Annotated in this window: 13 protein-coding genes and 1 riboswitch; of the genes, 3 read left to right on the top strand and 10 right to left on the bottom strand. The window is 69.3% G+C overall.

Annotated elements, in window-relative coordinates; genetic code table 11:
* Positions 1-314: 314 nt before the first annotated feature.
* Positions 315-656, bottom strand: coding sequence for a hypothetical protein (locus OG928_RS15435; RefSeq protein WP_406284016.1), 342 nt, complete (start codon positions 654-656; stop codon positions 315-317).
* A 199-nt stretch (positions 657-855) separates the two neighbouring features.
* Here OG928_RS15435 and OG928_RS15430 point away from each other — a divergent pair, with 199 nt between their 5' ends.
* Together OG928_RS15430 and OG928_RS15425 are read left to right on the top strand one after the other, a co-directional pair.
* Positions 856-2,031 (top strand): NlpC/P60 family protein, encoded by a 1,176-nt coding sequence (locus OG928_RS15430; protein ID WP_406284014.1) that lies wholly within the window; start codon positions 856-858, stop codon positions 2,029-2,031.
* 157 nt (positions 2,032-2,188) lie between these two features.
* Complete coding sequence (locus tag OG928_RS15425; protein WP_406284012.1) at positions 2,189-4,234, top strand: PIG-L family deacetylase; 2,046 nt, start codon at positions 2,189-2,191, stop codon at positions 4,232-4,234.
* Between the two features lie 104 nt (positions 4,235-4,338).
* On the opposite strand, the gene OG928_RS15420 is transcribed toward OG928_RS15425, so the two are convergent.
* The 5 genes from OG928_RS15420 to OG928_RS15400 all read right to left on the bottom strand — a co-directional run bounded on the left by OG928_RS15420 (position 4,339) and on the right by OG928_RS15400 (position 11,053).
* Positions 4,339-5,667, bottom strand: a complete 1,329-nt coding sequence (locus OG928_RS15420) for a transglycosylase family protein (RefSeq protein WP_406284010.1) — start codon at positions 5,665-5,667, stop codon at positions 4,339-4,341.
* 4 nt (positions 5,668-5,671) lie between these two features.
* Positions 5,672-5,893: riboswitch (cyclic di-AMP (ydaO/yuaA leader) on the bottom strand.
* Positions 5,894-6,269: 376 nt separating this feature from the next.
* Entirely contained in the window at positions 6,270-7,238 is a 969-nt protein-coding gene (galE, locus tag OG928_RS15415; RefSeq protein WP_406284008.1) for a UDP-glucose 4-epimerase GalE, read from the bottom strand.
* 82 nt (positions 7,239-7,320) lie between these two features.
* Positions 7,321-7,731 (bottom strand): GtrA family protein, encoded by a 411-nt coding sequence (locus OG928_RS15410; RefSeq protein WP_406284007.1) that lies wholly within the window; start codon positions 7,729-7,731, stop codon positions 7,321-7,323.
* Entirely contained in the window at positions 7,731-8,735 is a 1,005-nt protein-coding gene (locus OG928_RS15405; protein WP_406291001.1) for a glycosyltransferase family 2 protein, read from the bottom strand. Before OG928_RS15405 ends, OG928_RS15410 begins: the two co-directional genes overlap by 1 nt.
* 197 nt (positions 8,736-8,932) lie before the next feature.
* The gene (locus OG928_RS15400) at positions 8,933-11,053 is read right to left on the bottom strand and encodes a PIG-L family deacetylase (RefSeq protein WP_406284005.1); all 2,121 of its coding nucleotides are present in this window, start codon (positions 11,051-11,053) and stop codon (positions 8,933-8,935) included.
* Between the two features lie 261 nt (positions 11,054-11,314).
* Here OG928_RS15400 and OG928_RS15395 point away from each other — a divergent pair, with 261 nt between their 5' ends.
* On the top strand, positions 11,315-13,951 hold the full coding sequence (locus OG928_RS15395; protein WP_406284003.1) for a YfhO family protein: 2,637 nt from the start codon (positions 11,315-11,317) through the stop codon (positions 13,949-13,951).
* Positions 13,952-14,053: 102 nt separating this feature from the next.
* On the opposite strand, the gene OG928_RS15390 is transcribed toward OG928_RS15395, so the two are convergent.
* The 4 genes from OG928_RS15390 to OG928_RS15375 all read right to left on the bottom strand — a co-directional run bounded on the left by OG928_RS15390 (position 14,054) and on the right by OG928_RS15375 (position 22,613).
* Positions 14,054-15,646, bottom strand: a complete 1,593-nt coding sequence (locus tag OG928_RS15390; protein WP_406284001.1) for a glycosyltransferase family 2 protein — start codon at positions 15,644-15,646, stop codon at positions 14,054-14,056.
* Positions 15,643-18,294 (bottom strand): YfhO family protein, encoded by a 2,652-nt coding sequence (locus OG928_RS15385; RefSeq protein WP_406283999.1) that lies wholly within the window; start codon positions 18,292-18,294, stop codon positions 15,643-15,645. The genes OG928_RS15390 and OG928_RS15385 overlap by 4 nt, the downstream gene beginning before the upstream one ends.
* Positions 18,295-18,570: 276 nt before the next feature.
* Positions 18,571-19,758, bottom strand: coding sequence for a glycosyltransferase family 4 protein (locus tag OG928_RS15380; RefSeq protein WP_406283997.1), 1,188 nt, complete (start codon positions 19,756-19,758; stop codon positions 18,571-18,573).
* Positions 19,755-22,613: a CDP-glycerol glycerophosphotransferase family protein gene (locus OG928_RS15375; RefSeq protein ID WP_406283995.1), complete on the bottom strand. Its 2,859-nt coding sequence runs from the start codon at positions 22,611-22,613 to the stop codon at positions 19,755-19,757. The genes OG928_RS15380 and OG928_RS15375 overlap by 4 nt, the downstream gene beginning before the upstream one ends.
* Positions 22,614-22,982: the final 369 nt, after the last annotated feature.

The following is a 22,982-nucleotide window of genomic DNA, read 5'->3' as shown; positions in this document are numbered from 1 at the left end:
CCTGTCCCCCCTTACCGCGGCAGGCCGGAAGATACGGACGACCTGCGCGCACAACACAGTCCCCGGGGGCGGAGCGCCGCCGGGTTCGGTTGCAGCCGGAACGATCTTCCCAGACGGGAGGTCATTCCGGTGGCACCGCGCTGTCGCGTGAACACAGGCTCGATTGTCCGGTAAAGGAACCGGAATTGCTGCTTTGCCTCGAATGCGGAATGGGGCATTCCGTTTTCGGGGCGCACGGCGCACCGGAGTGCGCCGCGCCCGGGACAAAACACCACGGGATTCGCCACCTTGGGGACGGCAGGGTGCGAACCGTTCTAGATCGCCATTCCGTACACAATCGTGAACAGCGTCCCGAGCGATCCGATGATGAAGACACCGGTCAGGCCGGCGATGATGAGGCCCTTGCCTTGCTCCGCGCTGAACGTGTCACGCATCGCGGTCGCCCCTATGCGCTGCTTCGCCGCGCCCCAGATCGCCAGGGCCAGGCACAGGAGCAGGGCGATCGCCATGATCACCTCGACCATGATCCGGGCTTCGGCGCCCAGTTTCGCGAACGGGCCCCAGTCCGGAGCTATCCCGCCGATGATCGTATTGATGTCGCCATTGCCTTCGCCAAGAAACACGTTGTTCACCGCCCCCGAGGTTGGGCTTTTCATGGCCTCCCGTCCATTCGACGGAAGGAGTGTGTCGTTCGTTTATTGTGCTGTGGGGAAGCCGATCGGGCTACCACCTCGGCAAGTGTGTCTGCTCACTGTGTGTATCACGGGTGATTGCGCTGAGCAATCATGGCGCGCACAATGACACGGAGTGTCCGCTGCGGCCCGTCCCGGTCGCAGAGAATCGGGGGTGCGTGCGATGAGCAAAGCCTGGGTGGCCGGCGGCATCGCGTTGGCGGTCCCGTTCGGCCTGGTCGGTCTGCTCACCGTGGGGGTGGGCGCGATGCAGTCGGCGTCCGGCAGCCAGACCGGCGGCACCACGATGGAACTCGCGGCGGGCACCGTGCCCGCGCAGTTCCAACCGGCGATCGACAAGTGGGGGCGGCTGTGCCCCGAGATCTCGCCGGCCCTGCTCGCCGCGCAGCTGTACCAGGAGAGCGGCTTCGACCCGAACGCGCTGAGTCCCATCGGTGCCCAGGGTATCGCGCAGTTCATGCCCGGCACCTGGCCGGAGTGGGCGACGGACGGCGACGGCGACGGGAAGACCAGCCCGTGGGACCCCGACGACGCGATCCCGGCGGCGGCGCGCTACGACTGCTCGCTCGCCAAGTACGTGGCCAAGGTCCCCGGGGACCGCACGAACAACATGCTCGCGGCCTACAACGCCGGTGCCTACCGGGTCATGCAGTACAACGGGATCCCGCCGTACAAGGAGACCCAGAACTACGTCAAGGCGATCCGCTCCCTGGAGCAGAGCTTCGGCGTGGTCAAGGCCCCGCTGCAGCCGATGGCGCTCGCGGCCGGCGCGGTCAACTGGGCGCAGACCAAGCTGGGCACGCCCTACCTGTGGGGCGGTGAGGGGTCGGCGGCCGACGGCGGGCGGTTCGACTGCTCGGGGCTGACCCAGGCCGCCTACGAGACCGTGGGCATCAAGCTGCCCCGGGTGGCCAACGACCAGTGGAACGCGGGGCGGCACCCCTCGCGCGACCAACTCCTCCCGGGCGACCTGGTGTTCTTCGCCACAGACCTGCGCGACCCGCGCAGCATCCACCACGTCGGGATGTACGTCGGCAACGGCCAGATGATCCACGCGCCGTACACCGGGACGGTCATCAAGTTCGGCCCGATAGACAAGCCGGACTACATCGGCGCGACCCGGGTGACCCCGGAGGGCGCGCAGTCGCTGCCGGACCGCAGCCCGGGCTCGGCGAACAACGACTCGGGCGCGGGCAGCCCGCTCGCCGAGCCGGACAAGGCCGCCGCCGCCAAGTCCCCGGCCGCCAAGTCCGCCGTCCCCGGCACCGCGCCGCAGCCGCGGCTGCCCGCGGGCACCAAGCCCCGTGGGGCCGGCTCGGGTTCCGTGCGTCGGGGCTGACGCTCCACCGGAGTCGGCGACCCGGCGGGGTCGAGGATCCGTCGCGGCGACGCTCGGGCCCGGGCGGCGCCGCGACGGCGGTCACGACCCGCCCAGGGCGACCGGCGATGATGAAGTGGTCCGTCTGTGACCGCGCTTCGGAAGGATCGCCCCCGACATGCCCATGATCCCCGGGACCGGCAGATTCGTCGCCGTGGTCGGCGTCCTGGCCGTCGCGATCACGGTCACGGTGGTGAAACTCACCGGACCCTTCGGCTCGCCGCCGTACCACTCGCCCACCCGAGCGACCGGGATCGAGGCGCTCGCGCCGCGCCCGGAGGCGTCCGGCGCGGTCATGCAGATCGTCGCCCACCAGGACGACGACCTGTACTTCATGAACCCTGACGTCGACCAGGCCGTGCGGGTGGGCACCGACCTCGTCACGGTCTTCCTCACCGCGGGCGAGGCCGACGGGCGCAACGGACCCGGTGGGCGCCCCGATCCGGAGGCGTACGCCGCCGCACGCAACAACGGTTCGCGGGCCGCCTACGCGTTCATGGCGCTCGGGGATCGCGCCGCGGCGTGGGAGCGGCACAGCGTCCGACTGCGCGACGGCGCGCACGCCGAGCTCGACACCCTCGTCGGCGCCCCCAACGTCAAGCTGGTGTTCCTCAACACCCGCAAGGAGGAGGGCATCGGCGCCGACGGGCGGCTGCGGACGCTGTGGAACGGGAAGGAACGCGAACTCGACACGCTGGCACCGCGGGACGAGCCCGCCGGGGGGCCGTACACGTACACCCGCGACGGCCTGATCGACTCGCTCGCGGACCTGATGCGGGCCCAGGCGCCGACCGTCGTCCGCACGCTCGACCCCGACCCCGATCGGCAGACGCACGACAAGGCGCACCCGGCGCACGCGGACAACGGCGGCGTCTCGGACCACCAGGACCACACCGCCGCCGCGCAGTTCGCGTGGGAGGCACTGCGGCGCTACGACGCAGACGCACCGGCGCGGCCGGCGGTGGCCGTCGCCTACCGCGGCTACTACAACGAGCGTTGGCCGCACAACCTCGCGCCCGGGGCCCGCGAGCGCAAGGACGCGATCATCCGCGTGTACGGCTGGACGGACCGGGTCCACCACTGCCCCGGCACGGTCGGTTGCGGCGACCTCAAGGTGCGGGACACCGCGCCCCGCACCAACTGGCCGCAGAGCACGACGTATCGCTTCCCGGACGCCGGTCCGCGGCCGGTGCTGGGGGCCGACGGCCGGTTGTCGGCCTGGTCGGTGCTCGGCGGTCGGATCGCGCGCTGGGACCAGGAGGCCGTGGGCGCCCCGGCGTGGTCCGCGGTCCCACGCTCGATGCCGGGACCCGGCGACGGCGAACTCGCGCCCGGAGTGGGCCTGGTGCGGTCGGCGGACGGCCGCACCCGGGTGTTCGCGCTGCGGATCGGGGAAGCGGGGCGCGGCGACCGGCAGCGGTTCGACGTGGTGACGGCGACCGAGCGCGCGCCGGGCGGCGACCTGGGCCCGTGGACGAGCCTGGGCAACCCGGCGGGCGACGTGCGCGAACGCGGGCTCGGCACGCCGGTGGTGCGGGCCGACGGGGCGGGCGGGCTGCACCTGTTCGCCCGCGACCGGGACAAGGGGATCAGCACGCGGTACCTGCCCGCGGGGAGCGACGCCTGGACCCCGTGGCGGGATCTGGGCGGCGCCGAGATCGTCGAGGGTCCGGTCGCGGTGACCCGCCCCGACGGTCGGGTCGCCGTCTTCGGGACCTCCCGTGAGGGCATTCGGTACTGGGAGCAGGCCGGCGATCGCATGGGCGCGCCGCGCACGATCGCGGCCGACCGCCCGACCGGGCCCCCGGCGCCGGTGGTACGGGCGGACGGCCGGATGGAGGTCGCGTACCGCCGCGCCGGCACGTCGGAGATCGCGAGCGTGGTCGAGGGCGACGCGGGGACGTGGCGGCCGGCGGCCGGCGAAGGCCCGGCGGGCAATGGCTACGAGCCGCTGTCCCGGGTGCCGGGGCCGGCCGGTGATCCGCTCACCCTGACCCGGGACACCGACGGCCGGCCGGTCGCGGTCGGCGGGACCGGGGCGCCGTTCGTCCTGGACACGCGCCCGGCGGCGGCCGGACCGACCGGTGCACTCGACGGCGCGGGGCACGCGGTGGCCTGCTGGCTGGGGCCGGACGGCTCGTTGCGCACGGCCCGGCTGTCCTGAGCGATCGGCCGCGTCGGGCACGCGAACGGCGGGCGCCCCCCGAAGGGGACGCCCGCCGTGTGTCGCGAAGCAAGGGCGGCTCGGCCGCCGATGGATCGGACGGATCAGACGTTGACGCCGTGGCTGCGCAGCCACGTCATCGGGTTGACCGCGGAACCGTAGTTCGGCGTGGTCCGGACCTCGAAGTGCAGGTGCGGGCCGGTCACGTTGCCGGTCGCGCCGGACAGCGCGATCTTCTGGCCGGTCTGGACCTTCATCCCGGCCTTGACCGAGATCGAGGACAGGTGCGCGTACTGCGTGTACTTGCCGTCCGCGTGGCGGATGACGACCTCGTTGCCGTACGCCCCGCCCCAACCGGCCGAGACGACGGTGCCCGAGGTGACCGCGCGGACCGTGGTGCCGGTCGAGACCGCGAAGTCCTGGCCGGTGTGGCTGCCGCTGGACCAGCGCGAGCCGCCCGTGCCGTAGCTCGCGCTGAGCGAGCCGCCGGAGACGGGGGCCACGTAGGAGCCCGACGCCTTTTCGGTGGTCGTCGACGCGGAGGGCTTGGACTCGGCCTTCTTCGGCGTCTCCGCCTTGGTGGTCGAGGTCTTCGGCGCCGTCTTGGGCGTCTCCGCCTTCGGTGCCTCGGGCTTCTTCACCTCGATCTTCGGCGCGGCGGCCTCGGTCTTGGTGGTGGTCGCGGCCGAGCCGGACACCGACAGCTTCTGACCCGGGAAGATCAGGTCGGGGTTGCCGCCGACGACGCTCTTGTTGGCCTCGTACAGCTTCGGCCAACCGCCGGGCACGTGTGCGGCATCCGCGATCTTGAAGAGCGTGTCACCGGCCACCACGACGTAGGACGTGGTCGCGGCGGAGTCGGCCTTGGGGGCCGTCTCGGTCTTCGGCGCGGTGTCGGCCTTGGGGGCCTCGGTCTTGACCTCGACCTTGGGGGCGGCGACCGTCTTCGGCGCCGTCTTGGGGGTCTCCGCCTTCGGAGTGGCCGTGGTGGCCTTGGGGGCCGTCTTCGGCGCGGTCTTGCCGGCCGACGTGTCCACGTCCGGGGCGGCGGCACCGCGAGTGAGGCCCGCCTTGATCGAGCACACCGGCCAGGCGCCGGGGCCCTGGCTCTTGAGCACCTTCTCGGCTATCGCGATCTGCTGGTCCTTGGTGGCCAGGTCGGCGCGAGGGGCGAACTGCTTGCCACCGAACTCGCTCCAGGTGCTCTGCGTGAACTGCAGACCGCCGTAGAAGCCGTTGCCCGTGTTGATCTTCCAGTTGTTCGTGCTCTCGCACTGGGCGACCTTGTCCCACGTGCTCACGGGGGCGGCGTGAGCCGAACCCGCGCCGATGATCGGCATGGCGACGCCGACGCCGGCGACACCCGCCGCGGCGATCAGACGCGTGGTCCTGCTGTGACTGCGGCGGCGATGACGCCCGGTTCCGGACAGCATTGCTGGATCCTCTCCCACGCCTACGAGGTGAGCTGTCGGATTCGGGCCGGAGATCGATAGCCCGGCCACATCCCGAAGGACGTGGCTTCACCCCAAGCCGTTCGCGGCGCCCGATCGCTTCGATCGAGGCCGTTCGCGGCGGTTCACCTGTGGTTCCCCCGCTCCTGTCGTGTGGTGCTCGTCAGCCTCCCGAACGGCCGGCGACAGGATTCGGCGTACCGGCGATCGGGGTCCGTGTGGGATACGGACGATGGGAACGCTAAGCAGGCCTCACCGAAGATCACAAGTCTGTGTCTGATAGACGTCGATTGTCCGAATTGGGGTTGAGCGCAAAGTAGATGGTCCCTTACGGAAAGGACCGTAGTTGGCGTTCCGTGGCGGAAGGTCCCGGATCGAGTGACAAAGGTCCTTGGTCGTTCGACGTGGAGATCGTCCGGGAACGATCACCTACATCCCGTTCGTCACATGCGCATCGCGCGTAGCGTCGTGGAGGCGTCCGCCATGCCCTTCGGGACGCGGTTTCGCACACGGGATCCGAGTGATTCGCGCCACAACGCCGGCGGGTTTGCCGCCGGCGCCGCGACGTGCCTCCAGGGGGCCGCTCAGTGGCTCCGCGCCTGCCATCCGGCCCAGGCGCTCTCGACCATGTCCGAGGTGTCGAGGCGGGCCTTCCAGGCCAGTTCGGCGGCGATCCGATCCGCGCTCGCCACGACCCGGGCCGGGTCGCCCGCCCGCCGCGCCTGGACCACCGGAGCCACGTCCCGCAGACCGGTCACCTCCTGGATGAGGTCGACCATCTCGCGCACGGACGTACCCTCGCCGCGTCCCACGTTGAGGACGAGCCCGGCCTCCGGATCGGTCGCGAGTCGGCGCGCGGCGGCCACGTGCGCCTCGGCCAGGTCGACGACATGGATGAAGTCGCGGACGCAGGTCCCGTCGGGGGTGTCGTAGTCGTCGCCGAAGATCACCGGTGCCCGATCCGCCGTCAGTTTCTCGAACACCATGGGCACGAGGTTGAACACGCCCTCGTCCGCGAGCTCCGGCGCGCCCGCGCCCGCGACGTTGAAGTAGCGCAGAGAGGCGTACGAGATGCCGTGCGCGCGCGCCGTGGCCCTGATCAGCCACTCTCCGACGAGCTTGCTTTCGCCATACGGATTGATCGGCGCACAGCGCGTTTCCTCGTCGACGAGGTGCACGTCCGGCATGCCGTAGACGGCCGCGCTGGAGGAGAAGAGGAAGCGCGTGACACCTGCGTCCACCGTGGCCGCCAGGAGCGTACGCAGCCCCTCGACGTTCTCCTCGTAGTAGTGGAGCGGTCGGTCGACCGACTCGGGCACCCGCTTCTTGCCGGCGATGTGCACGACGCCGTCCACGGCGTGGGTGCGGAACGTCTCGTCGAGCAGAGCCCGGTCCAGCACCGAGCCGACCACGAGCGGCACGCCGTTCGGCACGCGCTCGCGCGCTCCGGTGGAGAGGTCGTCGATCACCACGACGTTCTCGCCGGTCGCGAGCAATGCCCGCACGACATGAGTCCCGATGTATCCGGCGCCGCCGGTGACAAGCCAGTTCATGGGATCAGCGTAGCCACAAGCGGTGCTCGGCTCGGTGGACGAACGGGTGCGATGCGGAACCTGTCGGTCATCCGTTACGGGATCAGGACACCGGGGTCGAATCGGCGCGGCCCAGCGTGGGCTCCGGCTCGGTACCCGGGATCATCACCTTGCGCGACACCAGGAAGGTCACCGGGATGGCCGCGGCCGCGGCCACGAGCGGCGCGATCCGCTCGTCCATGGACGCCCACGAGACGAGCATGAAGACGCCGACCGTGGTGATCACGAAATTGGTCACGTTGGTCAGCGGGAACAGCAGGAACTTCTTCCACGTGGGCTTCACCCGATAGGTGAAGTACGTGTTCATGAAGAACGAGCCGATCATGCTCAGGACGAAGGCCGAGACGTGCGCCAGCAGGTACGGGATGATCTCCCGCAGCCCGAGGTAGATGAGGTAGTAGGTGCCGGTGTTCACGACACCCACCAGCGCGAACCGGAAAGCCTGACGCAGCATCAGCGACCCGCCCCCCGCGGGAACATGTCGGCCGAGGTCTCCCGGATCGACACCGCCGCGGCGGTCTGCGGGACCGGGACGCGGTGATCCTCGGTGCTCTCGCGGACCAGGTAGTGCGGCCGGTTCTTGGTCTCGTAGTAGATACGGCCGATGTACTCGCCGATCAACCCCAGCATCGTCATCTGCAGACCGCCGAGTCCGGTCACCGCCGCGATGATCGTGATGTAACCGGGGGTCTGGACGCCTTGGACGATCGCCATGCCGACCAGGATCATCGTGTAGACGAGCGACAGCGCCGAGAGCATCAGGCCGAAGTAGATGGCCACGCGCAGGGGTCGGTTGTTGAACGAGATCAGACCGTCGAGGGCGTAGTTGAGGAGCTTGCCGAAGCTCCACTTGGTCTGCCCGAGCTCACGCGTGACGTTCTTGTACTCGAACAGGACCGAGTCGTACCCGATCCACGAGTAGAGACCCTTCGAGAAGCGGTTGTACTCGCGCATCGACAGCAACGCGTCCAGCGCCTTGCGCGACAGCAGTCGGAAGTCGCCGACGCCGTCCACGAGTTCGACGTCGACCCACCTGTTGACGAGCTTGTAGTACGAGCTGCTCAGGAAGCTGCGGAAGCGCTTGTCACCCTCGCGGCTGCGCCGCGCGATCACCTGGTCGTGGCCCTTGAGGTGCAGGTCCAGCATGCGCGGGATCAGCTCCGGCGGGTGCTGGAGGTCCGCGTCCATGATCACGACCGCGTCGCCGGTGGCCTGTTCGAGGCCCGCGAGCATGGCCGCTTCCTTGCCGAAGTTGCGGCTGAACGACACGAACTTGGCGGCCGGGTCCTTCGCGGCCAACTCGCGCAGGATGCGAAGGGTGCCGTCGGAGCTGCCGTCGTCGACGTAGCAGATCTCGACGTCGGCACCGATGTCCTTCAGTTCCTCGCGGATCGTCTCGTGGAATGTGGAGAGGACGGCTTCTTCGTTGAAGCACGGCACCACGAGAGACAAGAGCATCGACTTCACCGGTTTCTCGTCTGAAGACACAGGCCGCGCCCTGGTCGCAACCATATGGTCGGGGAGCCCACCCACCCCCGGGATGATCCCGGGAGGAGGCGACGACGTTCGAGATGTCATCTCGCCCGAGCGTCGATCATTGTTGCACGTCCCGGCTCCATCCTGGGCCCTCGGAGTGGGACGGAAAAACCCGTGCGTCAACCGATCGGAGCCTGCGTCCAGGCGCCGAATCCGGCTCCCGCGCGCGGCTGTTCCTGTCGGGTGGACGACATTCTCCCGTCCGGACCGAGCGTCGTGATCAACGCTCGGCCGGCGGCGTCGACGGTCACGGCCGGCAGGTGCACGGACTGCCCGCCGAGGTCGGTCCACTCGGGCGCGGTGGTCGGGGTGGAGGGCAGTCGCGCGACGCTGACCCCCAGCTTGTCGTTGCGGTGGGCCAACAGGAAGCCGTCACTGCCCTGCATTCGCACGGCGGCCGGCGCGCCCGTGCCGCCGTGCCCGCCCAGATCGAGCGGATCGGCCTTGCCCCACGATGCTCCGGGGGCGGTCTGTCGATACAACAGGATACGCGCCGTGTCGGCCTGTCGGGTGAGCAGCGCGACGCGGCCGTCGGGCTCGACGTACGCGGTCGGCGGCCCGCCCGGGGCGGGGTGGGGCATCGAGGAGTCCAGGGTCATCGGATCGCCGGTGCGCTTCTGGGTCCAGCGGGCGATGCCGGTCCGGGTCGAGGCGTAGACCTCGACCCGACCGTCCTTGAGGGTCACCGCGGACACGCCGTCCTGGATCTCGACACCACCCAGAGCGCGCCACGGCTGCCAGGAGCCGTCGGCGTTCTGCACGCGCTCGCTGAGCCCGCGGACCCGGTTGCGGGCGAAGAGGCGCAGCCGGCCGGCACCGTCCGCGACCACCGTGGGCAGCCCGGTCTCCCGAGCGGCGATCGGGTCGCCTTCGTCGGGTGCGCCGAGCGAGGTCCACGAGCCGAACGAGCCGCCGGCGCCCTGCACGCTCGTGACGATCTCGCGCCGCTGGGCCTGCGGGTCGGCCGCCAGGCCCATCCGCAGCGCGAACAACTGGAGCCGGCCGTCCTTGTGCCGCAGCACCTCCAGGCGCGGCGCGATCATGCCGCTCGCGAGCCCGGTGCCCTTCTGCCACACGCCGTCCGCGCCGGCCGTCCAGACCGTTGCCCGGCCGTCCAGCACCGCGAACGAGTAGTGCGTCCCGTTGGGCCCGACCTGGGTCCAGTTGGACGTCCCCGGGTAGCGCGGGTAGGTGCTCTCGGCCCAGTTGTAGACGGCGACCTGCGAACCCACCTTGCGGTCGCCGCAACCGGCCGCGTCGCCGCAGTCCCACCCGTCCACCCAGCCGTAGGTCTCCAGGACGCGCTTCTTGCGGCCGAAGCTCTCGGCACCCAGGTTGTGCGGCCAGTGCGCGTTGCAATACGCGCGGTAGGACTCGACCACGGTGGGCGGGCCGCTCGTGCCGGCCGCCTCCTCGTGCCGGCGCAGCGCCTCGAGGGCGAACAGGGCCGCCGTGGTGTGGTCCTGGTGGTCGTCCGGGGTGAGCACGTTGTCGGGGCCCTGCCGACTCGTCTCCGGGTCGGGGTCCAGCGTCCGCAGCAGCGTCGGTTGGAAGTGGTCCATCAGGTCGGTGAGCGTCTGGAGCAGCGACTCGCGCGTGTACGAGGAGGCGGTGGTCACCGGGCCGCCCTTGGGGGGGAGCGTGCCCAGGCGGGGCAGGATGTTCTCCCAGAGCCCGCGCAGGCTGGTCCGGTTGAACGCGGTGATCATCCCCGCCTCGTGCATGCCCAGGAAGATCAGGTGCACGTTGGGTGCGCCCACCAGGGTGTTCAGCTCGGCCACCGCGCCTCGCGTGTCGAGCCGCTCGCGCTTCCACCGCGCCTTGCGGTCGCCCAGCGCCATCTGCGCGTAGGCGCCGCGCGCCCCGTTCTGTCGGGCCCCGGTGAAGCCGGGCCGGTCCGGCGAGCCCTTGGTGCGCCGCGGGTCGTCACGGCCGAAGTTGCGCCCGTCGGACTCGCCCGCGGTGAGCACCACGGTCACGCTGCGTGCTTCCGGCCCGAGCGTGGCCAGCAGGTCCGGGTTCATGAAGTAGAGGTCGTCGTCGGCGTGTGCGATGACGTGCATGACCGAGGCCGAGGTGGTCGTGGGGGCGGGCTTCTTGCTCGCGATGTTCTCCCGCGAGCGGTTGCGCCGGGGTGCCTCGCGCTCGTTCAGTCGCCACCAGGCCAGCGGTCCCGCCGCGGCGGCGGCGCCACCGGCGGTGAGGAGCATCCCCCGTCGAGTCGGTGACGGCATCGGCATGGGTGGGCACCCTTCTTCTTTCCGGGACTCGTGTGGTCACACGCGTGAACAACCCCACCGGTTGCGTGCGGATACCGGCTTCGAGCGAGCTGCCGCATCCGAGCACGAGCCACGCGGACCGAAACCATCCATGCGAGGGGGCTCTACAGTATGACCTTGGGGAAGGTGGGCTCCGGCACGGGGCAAGAGCCCCGCCCCGGACCGAGGGTCACCGAGAGTCTCCGCCGATACGCGGACATGTCTGAAAAGGGAACAGAGGTCTTGGCGCACACCGCAGAAGTCGATCAGGCCGGCACGGCCCCCGGGAACGAAGGGGATGTCGTCGACGCCGGTTCGGGCGCCGGCGGTCGATTCCTCGGGCCTCGGACGCGCCGGATCGTGTACGCCGCGCGAGGCCCGCTGCTCGCGGCGTTCCTCGCCTTCGCGTCCTACTGCGCAGCCTGCGCCGTGCGCGGGACCTCCCCGTTCGGGTCCCGTTCCCGCGCGATCAACGACCTCGCCAACCAGTTCGTGCCGTTCCACGCGCACTTCTGGGACCTCGTGCACGGCCGCACGTCCGGTGACCTCTTCTTCAACTGGGACAGTGCCTACGGCACGGGCTACCTGCCGGACTTCTACACCTATCTCATGAACCCGTTCTCGTGGTTCGTGGCCCTCTTCCCCCGCGACCAGATCGATCTCGCGGTCTTCCTGATCACGCCGCTCAGTATGGCGCTCGGTGCCGCGTTGATGACCCGCTACCTCGGGATGATCTCGCAGGGGCCGTGGTGGCAGCGCGCGGTGCTCGGTGCGGGCTTCGGGATGTGCGCGTGGGCGCTGGACGACGCGTCGCCGGACCCGATGTGGATGTGGGGTCTCGCGTCGTTCCCGCTGATGTGCATCGCGGTGGAGTGGTGTCTTCAGGGCCGCAGGTGGGTCTGGGCGACGCTGTTCGTGGCCTTCTCGTGGGGCGGCAACTTCTACACCGCGATCATGGCCACGATCGGCGCGGGCGTGCTCTTCACCGTCCGGACGATGGCCGAGGACGTCACCTGGCGACACCGCGCGGACCGCGCGGTCCGCGCGATCTCCGCGGTGGGCGTCGGGGTGATGGTGACCCTGCCGCTGCTGGTGCCGTCGTACCTGGCGAGCAAGGACGCGCAGCCCGCACCGATGTCGCTCTTCAAGGCGATTCCGGGCGACGTGTACCTGACCCAGATGCTGCCGGCCACCCGTCCGCTGATCACGGCGCCCAAGTTCTTCGTGGGCACGTTCGCGCTCCTGCTCGTGCTGACCATGCCGTTCAACAAGGCACTGGCCAAACGTGTGCGGGCGAGCTGGAGCATCGGCCTGGTCCTGGTCGGCGCGTCCTACGTCTGGGAGCCCACGCAGAAGCTCTGGCACGGCATGGACATCCCCAACGGCAGCCCGTACCGCGCGATGTTCGTGCTCAGCGGCCTGATCGTGATCGCCGCGTGGCTGTCGCTGTCGCATCGGCCCGGCCTGTTCGCGGTGCTCGGCGCGGCAGCGGTGATCGTCGCGGTCGCGCTGTACGCGAACGGCGTCCGGGACGTGCAGATGGAGTACACGTGGTGGGCGCTGCTGATCGGCGGGCTTGTCGCGCTGGTCGTGCTGATCGCCCCGCGACTCCTGGAGGGCCGCCTCGGCGTGGGCGCGACCCGGGCGCTCGGCGCCGGGCTCGCCGTGCTGCTGGCCGGCGGCTTCGCGGCCGAGGCCACCGTGTCGGCGGTCGCCGTGGACGACTACCGCAACCGCTTCGACTTCTTCAGTCCCAAGCCGGAGTGGGGGCCGACCTACGACGCGAAGTACGCGGCGACCCGGGAGGCCGACGGCTGGCCCGCCTATCGCACCGACACCGGCCCGCACGCGTTCGTCAACAACGACGCGATGCTGATGGACGGCCAGAGCGCCCAGTACTACAGCAGCTACGTGACCACCCGGACGGCGAACACGCTTCAGCACCTGGGTTATCCGTGGTGGATCAGCGGACGCTTCCTGGCCTCGATGGAGAACCCGGTCACCGACGCGATCTTCTCGATCGGCGCCCGGATCTCGGCGCCGGACAAGGGCTCGACCGCCTTCCGGGTCGACCGCTACACGGCCCCGCCCCTGGTCACCGTCCAGCCGAAGACCGGAACGCTGATCCGAGGCAGCGTGTTCGCGTGGCAGAACGCCGCGCTGGGCACGGACGTGTACGCCATCCCGCAGGTGCGGGTGTCGGGCCTGGAGACGGCGAAGTCGCACAGCGGCACCGACCCGATCAAGCTCAACCCGGTCAAGGGCAAGACGAACCTGCGCCTGGAAGCACAGTGCGCGCCGGGCTCGACCGCCTACCTGTATGCGCCGTGGCTGTCCGCAGGCGTGTCCGCCCTCGGGACCGAGTCCAAGGTGGCGGGCCGCGCGCCCGGCAACAGCGCCCCGGTGATCGAGCTGGGCCCGGTTCCGGCGACGGGCAAGGTCGAGGTCGACCTCAAGCCCACCGATGCGGGCAGCCTTCCGCGCGAGTCGATCGGCTGCCTGGACAACGCCCGCCTGGACCGGGCGGTGGCCGGGCTCAAGGCCACCGGCGCGCAGTCGGTGTCCGCGGGCGGCCACGACATCAAGGCCAAGCTGCCGAAGGGCAGCACCGGCACCGCGGTGATCGCCACGCCGGCCAACAAGGGCTGGACCTGCGAGCGCGACGGGTCCTCGGTCAAGCCGACCAACCGCTACGGCCTGCTGGCCGTGCCGCTGGGCTCCGGGGCCTCGGAGGTCTCGTGCTCGTACACCCCGCCGGGCCTGAAGAAGGGCACGCTGGCGGGTGGTGCGGGCTTCGTGGCGCTGATCGCGATCCCGCTGATCGGCCGACGGATGCGTCGCCGCGCCGAGACCTCGGCGGCCAACCTGCCGCAGCGCTGAGACACCCGGCGCCGAGACTCCCGGCGCCGAGACACGACGAAGGCGGCGGCCCGTTCGGGGCCGCCGCCTTCGTCGTGTCCGCGCGTCGCGTCCGGGGGCGTCTCAGACCTTCTTGCCCGGGGCCTTGCGCCGCTTGATCCGGGCCGTGGCCACCGCCGCGGCGCCCCGGGGGCCGTCCGCGACGCGCACGCCCAGGGAGTGGCTGGCGGTGCGGTAGGGCTGGACGAGCAGCATCGCGCGGCGCAGGTCCGGCACCAGATGCCGACCCAGGCCGGAGCCGCCGCCGGCGCGCACGCGCACCTCGCGGTACGTACCGTCCGCGAACGAGATCCGGGCCCAGATGTCCCAGGTCGCGAAGACCTCCAGACCGCGCAGCGCGCTGCCTTCGAGGGTGACCTTGCCGTGCAGGAATCCCTCGCGGGCCACCGTCTCCAGCTGCACCGGTCGGCGCCGCTCCGCGCGGTCGTGCCGGTCCCGCAGGATCACGTCGGCACCGATCACCCGAGACCGGGAGAGCAGCCCGTACAGGTCGGCGATCCGCAGCACGAGCGCGAGCCGGGGGCCGCTCATCGTCACCGCGGCCTCGATGTGGATGGGCAGCTGATCGGGCGACTGCGTGGACAGCCCGGTCAGCGGTACCGACGGCTCCTCGTCGTCCCACAGCGGGCGATTGGGGGTGCCGGCGTACGGCGGCGTGAGCCGCGCGGGCTCGGCCGCCAGCTCGGCCAGCCGGGGCAGCGCGGTCGGCTGCCGGCGCAGCGAGATCAGCGACGAGGCCCAGCGCATCGGCGCCTTGGCCGTCTCGGCCCCGCGGTAGCCGAAGGTGTCCAGGTGCGCGCGCGTGGCGTCCCACCACTCCTGCTGGTACTCGGCGTCCTTGGCGTGCAGGTCGCGCAGGTACAGCGCCAGGTCGTGTTCGAGGAACTTGCGTTCGGCGGTGTCCACGAGCCGGGTCTCGCCGGTGGAGCGCATCGTCTCCAGGACGTGCTGGTGGGCCTTGAGCCGGTCCTGCCAGTTCTTGAGCTGGTCGCGGCGCAACGAGATCGACGGCGCGGCCGAGCGGCGCCGGACGTTCCAGGTGTAGACGTGATCCGGGATCACCGCGAAGCGGGTCGCCGCGGCGTACACGTCGGCGGTGAAGACGAAGTCCTCGTAGTGCTCGTTGCCGTCCGGGAACTGGATCTTGTTCGAGGTCAGGAACGAGCGGCGGTAGAGCTTGTTGACCGACAGCGTGTCCCAGAGCATTTCCGGTCGGGTGGCCAGCGAGTACACCCCACGGTTGGTGAACAGCTCGCGCTGCCACGGCACGTCGCGGTTCTCCGGAAGCTCGTGTCGGACGCAGGCGCCGACCGCGAAGTCCGCGTCGGCGTCCTCGGCCGCGGCCAGGAGCTTGTGCACCGCGCCGGGCGGCAGCACGTCGTCACTGTCGAGGTAGAGCACCCACGGGGCACGCGCGAACGCGGTGCCGTCGTTGCGGGGAGCCCCGCAACCGCCGCTGTTCACCGTCCGTCGCACCACCCGCACGCGGTCGCGCGGCCAGCGGCCGAGGACCTGGGGAGTGTCGTCGGTCGAGGCGTCGTCGACGACCACGACCTCGTGCACGACATCGCCCTGGGCCAGCACCGATTCGATGGCAGCGGGCAAATGGACGGCGTCGTTGTACGTGATGACGACGACGCTCACAGCGTCCTTCACAGCCATCTCCCACTCAATCGGGTTCGTCCGGGACGCCGGTGCGGGCGCGGACTCTTGCGTTCCCGCAACCATACGGTGACGGCCACGGCGACGAGGCAAGCCGCCGCGAGGCCTCCTCCGGCGAGTCCGGCGAACAGACCCGGGGGCGTGTACGAGCAGGAGATCCGGGTGCTGCCCGCCTTGAGCGGGACGGCCAGCAGCCCGTACAGGTTGTCCGGCTCGCGCATCGAGCCGCCCTGCTGGGAACACTGCCAACCGTCGGACGCCGCTGTGGAGATCACCGCGGTTCCGGTGCTGCCCTTGGGCAGTACAGCGTTGATCGAGCTTCCATCGACCGTCACCTTGGTCGCGCCGGTCGCGGTCAACGCGGTCACCGCCGACTGCACCTTGCTGCGATCGAGGCAGCCGATCGGCGATCGGGGAATCTCGCCGTCCTCGGCCGGGGTCGCCACCACCTCGACCCGACCGGTTGCCGGCACGGGTCCGAGTGGCAGCACGCCGCCCGCCGAGTACCCGTCGTGCGAGCCGGTGGAGACCCTGGACACGCTGCCCTGGGACGCGGTCAGGGCGGCCTGGGGGCTGTACCAGTAGACCTCGGAGCCCGGCGCGCACGTCGCGGTGAACCGAAGCTCGACGTTTTCCTTCCAGGTGATCTTGTACGGTCCGTCACCGACGACCGCGGCCGCGGTCTGGGCGCCCGCCATCGTCACCGGTGGAACGGCGTACACCTTCGTCCCGAGCAGGGCCTCCTGCCGGGCGAAGACGGTGTCCGGCGCCGCCGCCGGAGCGGTCGGCGGACGAACGGTGACCAGCGGTGGAGTCGCGAATCGGTCGGCCGTGAACCGCGTCTCCGACTTGTTCGTGGCGTTCACCCGGGCGCCGATCGCGAAGATCGCGTCGATGACCGGGTTGTCCTGGCCGAGGATCGTGCGACCGTAGTTGACCCATGGAAAACCGAGCCCGTTGAGGGCGTCGAAGGTCTCCTTGGTGGTGTAGCTGCTGTAGTACTGCGGCCCCTCCCCGCGCGAGAGCAGTGCCTCGTTATAGGTGAAGAACTGCGTGCCGGGATCGGTTCGATAGCGCGGCCAGGCGTCCGCGGACGCCACGGCGGCCATCTTGTTCTCGAACTTGTTCCCGGAGGTGACGAACGGTCGAGCCCAACCCTCGCGGGCCCGGCGAGCGTCGATGACCGCGGACGACATCGAAGACTCGACCACCACGACCGCGAACATCGTCAGTACGGCGAACCCGGCGACCCATCGTCGCCAGGGCGCGCTCTGGTCGGCCCGGTGGGCGAGCACGAGGAGGGAGACCGCGACAACGGAGACGCCGCCGCCGACGATCACCGCCCACCAGGTGTACTCGCCGAAGTCGTCGGTTTCGCGCAGCAGCCAGGTGGCGCCGAGCATCCCCACCGCGGCGGTCACGACCGGCCATGCGCGCGGGCTGTTCGCCAGGAAGAGCCATCCCATGATCGCCATCAGGCCGCTGAGGACGAAGGTCTCCCGATACGAGTTGCCGTTCGGCACCGCCAAGCCGTGCCACACGAACTGCGTCGGAGCCCACTGAAAGGACGCGGCAACCAGCACCGTCGCGGTCGTCCACGCCACACGGGTACGCATCGCGATGGCCCGGTTCAGCACGAACGCGAACGCGACCAGCATGCCCAGCGACACCATGTACGTTCGGGGTCGATCGCCCCAAAGGGATGAAGCGGGCAGCATGGAGGCAAAGTAGATATCGGTCTTCACCGGGATGAAATCGCCGGCCAGAGTGGGCGCGGCCGCCTTCGAGGCCAGATAGGACGGCAGCAGCAGCGGCAGCGTCAGCATGACGCCGACCCCCGTCGCCCCCGCCGCCCGGTAGATCGCCCGGAGCCTTTCCCGCATGGTCATCTCGAGCGTGACGAGACGGATCAGCATGATGATCGAGGCGGCCACCGTCGCCATGGCGGCGGTGTAGAAGTTCCCGGTCCAGGCCAATCCCACGAACAGGGTTGCCGCGACCCAGCGGCGACCCTCCAGGCACCATTCGACCGCGAGTCCCAGCAGCGGCAGCGCGACGAGACCCCACATCCACATCGGTATGTAGGACGCGGAACCGAGGGCCCACGAGCACGTGCCGTAACAGATGCCCATGATCGACCGCAGCCACCGCGATCCGGAGGTGATCCGCCCCAGATAGACGGTCATCAGGGCTGCCGCGGCGCCCATGGTCAGCGGCGCGACCATGAACACCGCAAAGTCGACGTGGTTGCGCGGAACGAACAGCACGACCAGCGAGAAGGGATTGCCGAGGTAGGTGTGATAGTCGGCCAGAAACTGTTGGCCGAAGGCGCTGCGCCAGTTGAACAACAGGTTCCCGGCGGCCTCGCCGCGGGAGAGGTCCCACAAGTTCAAGTGAAACGGGATGTACTGGTTCGCCTGATCATTGATCGCGTGGCCGGTGGTCCCGAATGGATACGTTTTGCGCATGTACCAGGCGGTGCAATACGACAAGACGGTGGCGACAAAGGCAACACAGGGGGCGGCCAAAGGTCTCCAGCGAGCCCGCAGCGCGCTCGGTCCGCCTCCCGCCGGGTCGCCTGTATCGTCCGCCGACGTCCCGCTCGACGGAACGTCGGCCCTCGTTTCGGCCACCGCACCCATGTTCGTCCTCGTCCCCAGTCCAGAGCGCGCGCCGCAGGCGCTCCGTGTGTCACTTCCCGCTGCGCCCGACGGCCTCGCGAGCGAACCAATGCGCGATCCTTTCACGAGCGCCGCCGGTCAGAGGAGCCAGTACCACGCCGGGGCGACGATGGAACCGGCGAAAGCATTTCTTCCGACGGGCCGGGCTTTACCGCATCGGTGTCGGACCGTCTCACGTCCCTGCGTCCACCGAGGCGATCGGCGCTCCCGGCCGGCGGGCGCCGGCCGTGGGCGCCGTCAGCGGTAGACGAACTCGAAGAGGTCTTCCCACCGTTGGAGGATCGAGGCGGGAGTGTAGCGTTGCACGTCCTTCAGTGCCTGTTCGCCCAGTCGGTCGCGCAACCCCGCATCCGTCATGACGGTGCGAAGAGCCGCCGCGAAACTCTCCGTGTTGCCGCGGGCGATCAGCATTCCGTTGGACCCGTCGGCGATGATTTCCCGCACGCCCGGGGCGCAGTCGAAGGCCACGCAGGGAAGTCCCATCGACATCGCTTCCAGCAGCGACATCGGAAAGCCCTCGGCGCGCGAGGACAGCGCGAAGATCGCTCCATCGCGGAGGGCGCCCTCGACGTCCGCGGTGGGGCCGGGGAACTCGACGTTTCCGGTGATTCCCAGGTGGAGTGCCTGTGCCCGCAGGGCTTCGTCCTCGGCTCCCCCGCCGTAGAGTCGCAGCGTCCAGTCCGGGTGCTCGGGCACGATTTCGGCCCAGGCTTCGAGGAGCAGGTCGTAGCCCTTCTCGGGTGAGAAGCGGCCCAGACTGACGACGACCTTGTGCGAGCGGTCGGAAGAAGTGGTCGGTTCGATCGGCAGCGGATTCGGCAGTTCGCCCGTGTTGTTCATCCCGTCCCGGGCCCACGCCTCGGCGTCCTCACGGGTGAGCAACAGCAGTCGGTCGACATCGCTGAAGTAGCGCTTGACGCGGGCACGGCGGGAAGACATCTTCGACGCGTCGAACGACTCGTGGCTCATCCCGATCACGCGGAGCCCGGAAGTGTCGGCAAGGGCGACCCACTCCATGGCCCAGACCTGCGGCACGATCACCACCGCACCGGGGCGCGCCGTGCGGAACATCGCGGTCAGCCGGTCCGCCATCCTGCGCGCTCCGTCCCGCCGGCGGAGTTCGCGGACCCGGGCGGGCACGTTGCCGTGGTCGCGCAACCGCTTGGGCGACCACGCGTTCGGCGGGGGAGTCTCGTACAGCACGGTGGTGCGGTACGAACTGTCCGGCTCGAAGGCGTGCGGCTCGGCCGGCGGCATGATGCCCACGAGGTTCACATTGTGCCCATGCCCGGCGAGTATGGCCGCAGTGTGGTGCGCCCAGCGCTGCAGTCCGCCGAGTTCCTCGATGTTGTTGCAGACGATGAAGATGTCGCGTCCGGCCTGTCGCCGGCCCTGAATGGGAGTCGCGCCGTCAGCCTGGGTCACGCCATTCCCCTCGATCCGAAGAACCGTTCCACGACGGCCTGTGCGGCCTTGCCGTTGTCGTACTCACCGAACTCGTCGACGAATCGCCGAAGCTGGTCGGCGTGCGCGACACGTGAGCCGTCGATGTCCTCCAGGACCTTGAACAGAGCGTCCTCGTCGTGTACCAGCGGCCCTGGCGCGTGCTCGGCGAGATCGAAGTACGCTCCTCGCGACTGGCCGGTGTACTCCTCGTAGTCGTAGGTGTAGAGCACCAACGGCCGAGCCAGCAGGGCGTAGTCGAACATCAGGGACGAGTAGTCCGTGATCAGGGAGTCCGCGAGCAACAGCAGCGGCGTGATGTCGTGGACCCGTGAGGCGTCATGCACGACACCGAGCAAGGACGGCGGCACCTCGACGGTGTTGAGGTAGTGCGTGCGGATCAACAGCACGAACCGATCGCCGAAGCGCTCCGCGAATCGCTCCAGGTCGAACGGCATCGTAAAGGGCACGATCGCGCCCGCGGGCGCCTGCCGGAAGGTCGGGGCGTACAGCAGGATCCGCCGGGGATCGCCCTCGGTCAGTCCCAGCTGCTTCCGCAAGCGGGTGAGTTCATCCCCCATCCGCGAGGGGTCCGTGAGCGCGTCGTTGCGCGGATAGCCCACCCGGAGGACCTCGGCCCGTAGACGGAACGCCTCGACCAGCGTCCGGACATCGTGCTCGGACCGGACCAGGAAGTGGTCGAAGCGATCGACGGCGGTCTGGAGGCGATTGCGTTCGGGCTCGCCGGCGTGTTTCAACGAGGGGATGTCGAAGCCCATCCGCTTGAGCGCCGAGCCGTGCCAGGTCTGGATGTAGGTGGTGCCCTTGTTCTTGACCGCGTCCGCGGGGAATCCCTGGTTGTCGATCCAGAACTCGGCCTGAGCCAGGGCCTTGTAATAGGCCCACGATCGCCGCTTGACCAGCTTGGCGTCCTTCGGGAAGCCCTCGCTGCTGTCCGCGTAGGACCAGATCGCGTTGATCTTGGCTCCTGAGCGGCGCAGTTCCTCGTAGATGTATTTGGGGCTGTCGCTGTACTGCTTCCCGAGGTGGCTCTCGAAAACGACGGTTCCCTTGTGCACGGGCAACTGGGCGAGCGTGCGCTTGCCGAGGTCGACCAGGCTCTTCTTGCGTGCCTTGCTTTGCTTGAGCTGCCCCTTGATCGTCCGGATTGCCTTGTGGCCGAGCGGACTGCGCGCGGACCGCAGGACCAACTCCTGACTCTTGCGGGCCAGTTCACTTTCGCTGACGACCACGAAGGCGAGGTGGCCATTCGGGGTCAGGTGCGGCAACAGATGGTCGCCGGCCAGTCGGCTCAGCCGAGGCCGGGCCGGAATCGACGAGGTGCCCTCCGGCAGGCCTGTGGTGAACAGCCGGGTCGAGACGATCTTGCCGTCGATCTTGAGCTGCAGCCGGATGTCCCACACAGGGTCGATCAGTCCGATCGGCCGGACACTCTCGGCGAGGTCGAACTCCGAGGTCCACGTGATCCTGGAGCCTTGGTGGCGCAGGGTCTTGACCGGGACGCAGACCGCGACCCCGGCCAGCTTCTTGCGGCGGGCGCGAAATTCCAGGTTCGCCGCGATGGAGGACCGGGGATCGATGCGACCGAGAGCATTGTTTATCTCGCCGGCCATCGACACGACCGAGCCGGAGCTGTGGAAGGACGTGAGCCGGTTGCCGAACCGCGTCTGGACGAGCGGCTTCGACCACGGAAGCGTGTCCGTGACGTCGAGGACCTGTCGCCCGAGCTCGTCGTCGAGGTGTTCGGCGCACCAGTAGATCCGCTCGCCCTCGCGATGGAGGTCGGAGGTCAGCTTGGTCGGGTTCAGCACCGTGTCCAGCGCGGGCAGCAGGTTGTCCCAGTCGTCGCGCATGATCAGATACGCGGCCAGGGCGGGGATCGGCTTGCTGTCCAGGAACGCGCTGCGGTCGAGCGTCTCCAGATACGGCTTGGCCAGGGCGAGGAATTCGCGACGATAGGTCTCGTCCTGGAAGGGAAGACCCCACAGATACAGGACCAGGTCGTGCTTGACGAACTTCTTGTCCTTGTGGACCTTGAGCGCGTGCGCCCGGTCCGGGGGCAGTCGATCGGCCAACTGCTGATCGATCAGCTTATGAATTCGAATACGGTCGACGAAGTTTCCGATTTCGTCCCGGCGATTCGAGATCGACTTGACGGCCGTCTTGTCGATGACGTGCCAATAATAGACGGTGTAAGGGACCAAAGCGATGCGGGAGGCGGCGAGATACGCCTGCGCGGAGAACAGCAGGTCCTCGTAGTGATATCCCTCGGGAAAACGAAGAAAATTCTCGTTGAGGAAATCACGACGATAACATTTGTTGGTCGACAGGGTGTCGTAGAGCAGATCCGGGTTCTCGCTCAACGACTCGTATACCGCGTGGCGCTCATAAAGATGCGGATACCACTTGGTCATTTTGTTCTGTTTGTCCACGTGCAGCCGGACACACAAGCCGGAGACCAGATCCGCGCCGGTTTCCTCGGCGGTCGCGAGCATGTTCTTGCACGCGTGACGGTCCAGCGTGTCGTCGCTGTCGAGGAACATCACATAGGTGCCGCGAGCCTCGTCGATACCCACATTGCGGGGTCGGCTGCAACCGCCGCTGTTCTCCGGGAGGCGGATCGCCCGGATCTTGTCCGGGCGCTGCGCGGCCAGGCCTTCCGCGACCGAGAAGCTGTCGTCGGTGCTGGCGTCGTCCACGATCAGAACTTCGATATTGTCGAGGGTCTGAGCCAGCAGCGAGTCCACGGCTCGGGGCAGGCGGTCCGCATCGTTGTAGACGATGACGACGATGCTGACGTCCGGTGCCGAAGTCATGGACAAGCGGCCACCTCCAAAGGCAAGAAGTCTCGAAAGTTCGTGCGCGGCGCGGGGTGATCCGGCCGCCGGCCGGGCGGGCCGACCAGCGTCCTGTGGACGGCGCTGCCGCAAGGCTGGACTCGAACGGGAATCGCTTCGACTGTAGCAATCACAGTATGACCTCGGTCAAAGCGCCCGAATCGTCCGACGCGCGTGGCTTGCTCCGATCAGGACGCGGATCGGAACCCGTTCGGTTCCCGCGCCCGCCATCTCGCGTGACAGCCCCCGGCCGGGTCGCGCACGCGTTCCACCTGCGGCGGATGCACGTGTTCCGGCATCGATTGATCGGCTAGCCTGTCTCGTTGTTTCGGGGAGCCCCCCACATAT

It is taken from the genome of Embleya sp. NBC_00896 (genome assembly GCF_045207785.1).
In the GTDB taxonomy this organism is placed as follows: Bacteria; Actinomycetota; Actinomycetes; order Streptomycetales; family Streptomycetaceae; genus Embleya.
The sequence above is the reverse complement of the archived record's forward strand: the minus strand, read 5'-3'. Positions and strand labels throughout refer to the sequence as shown.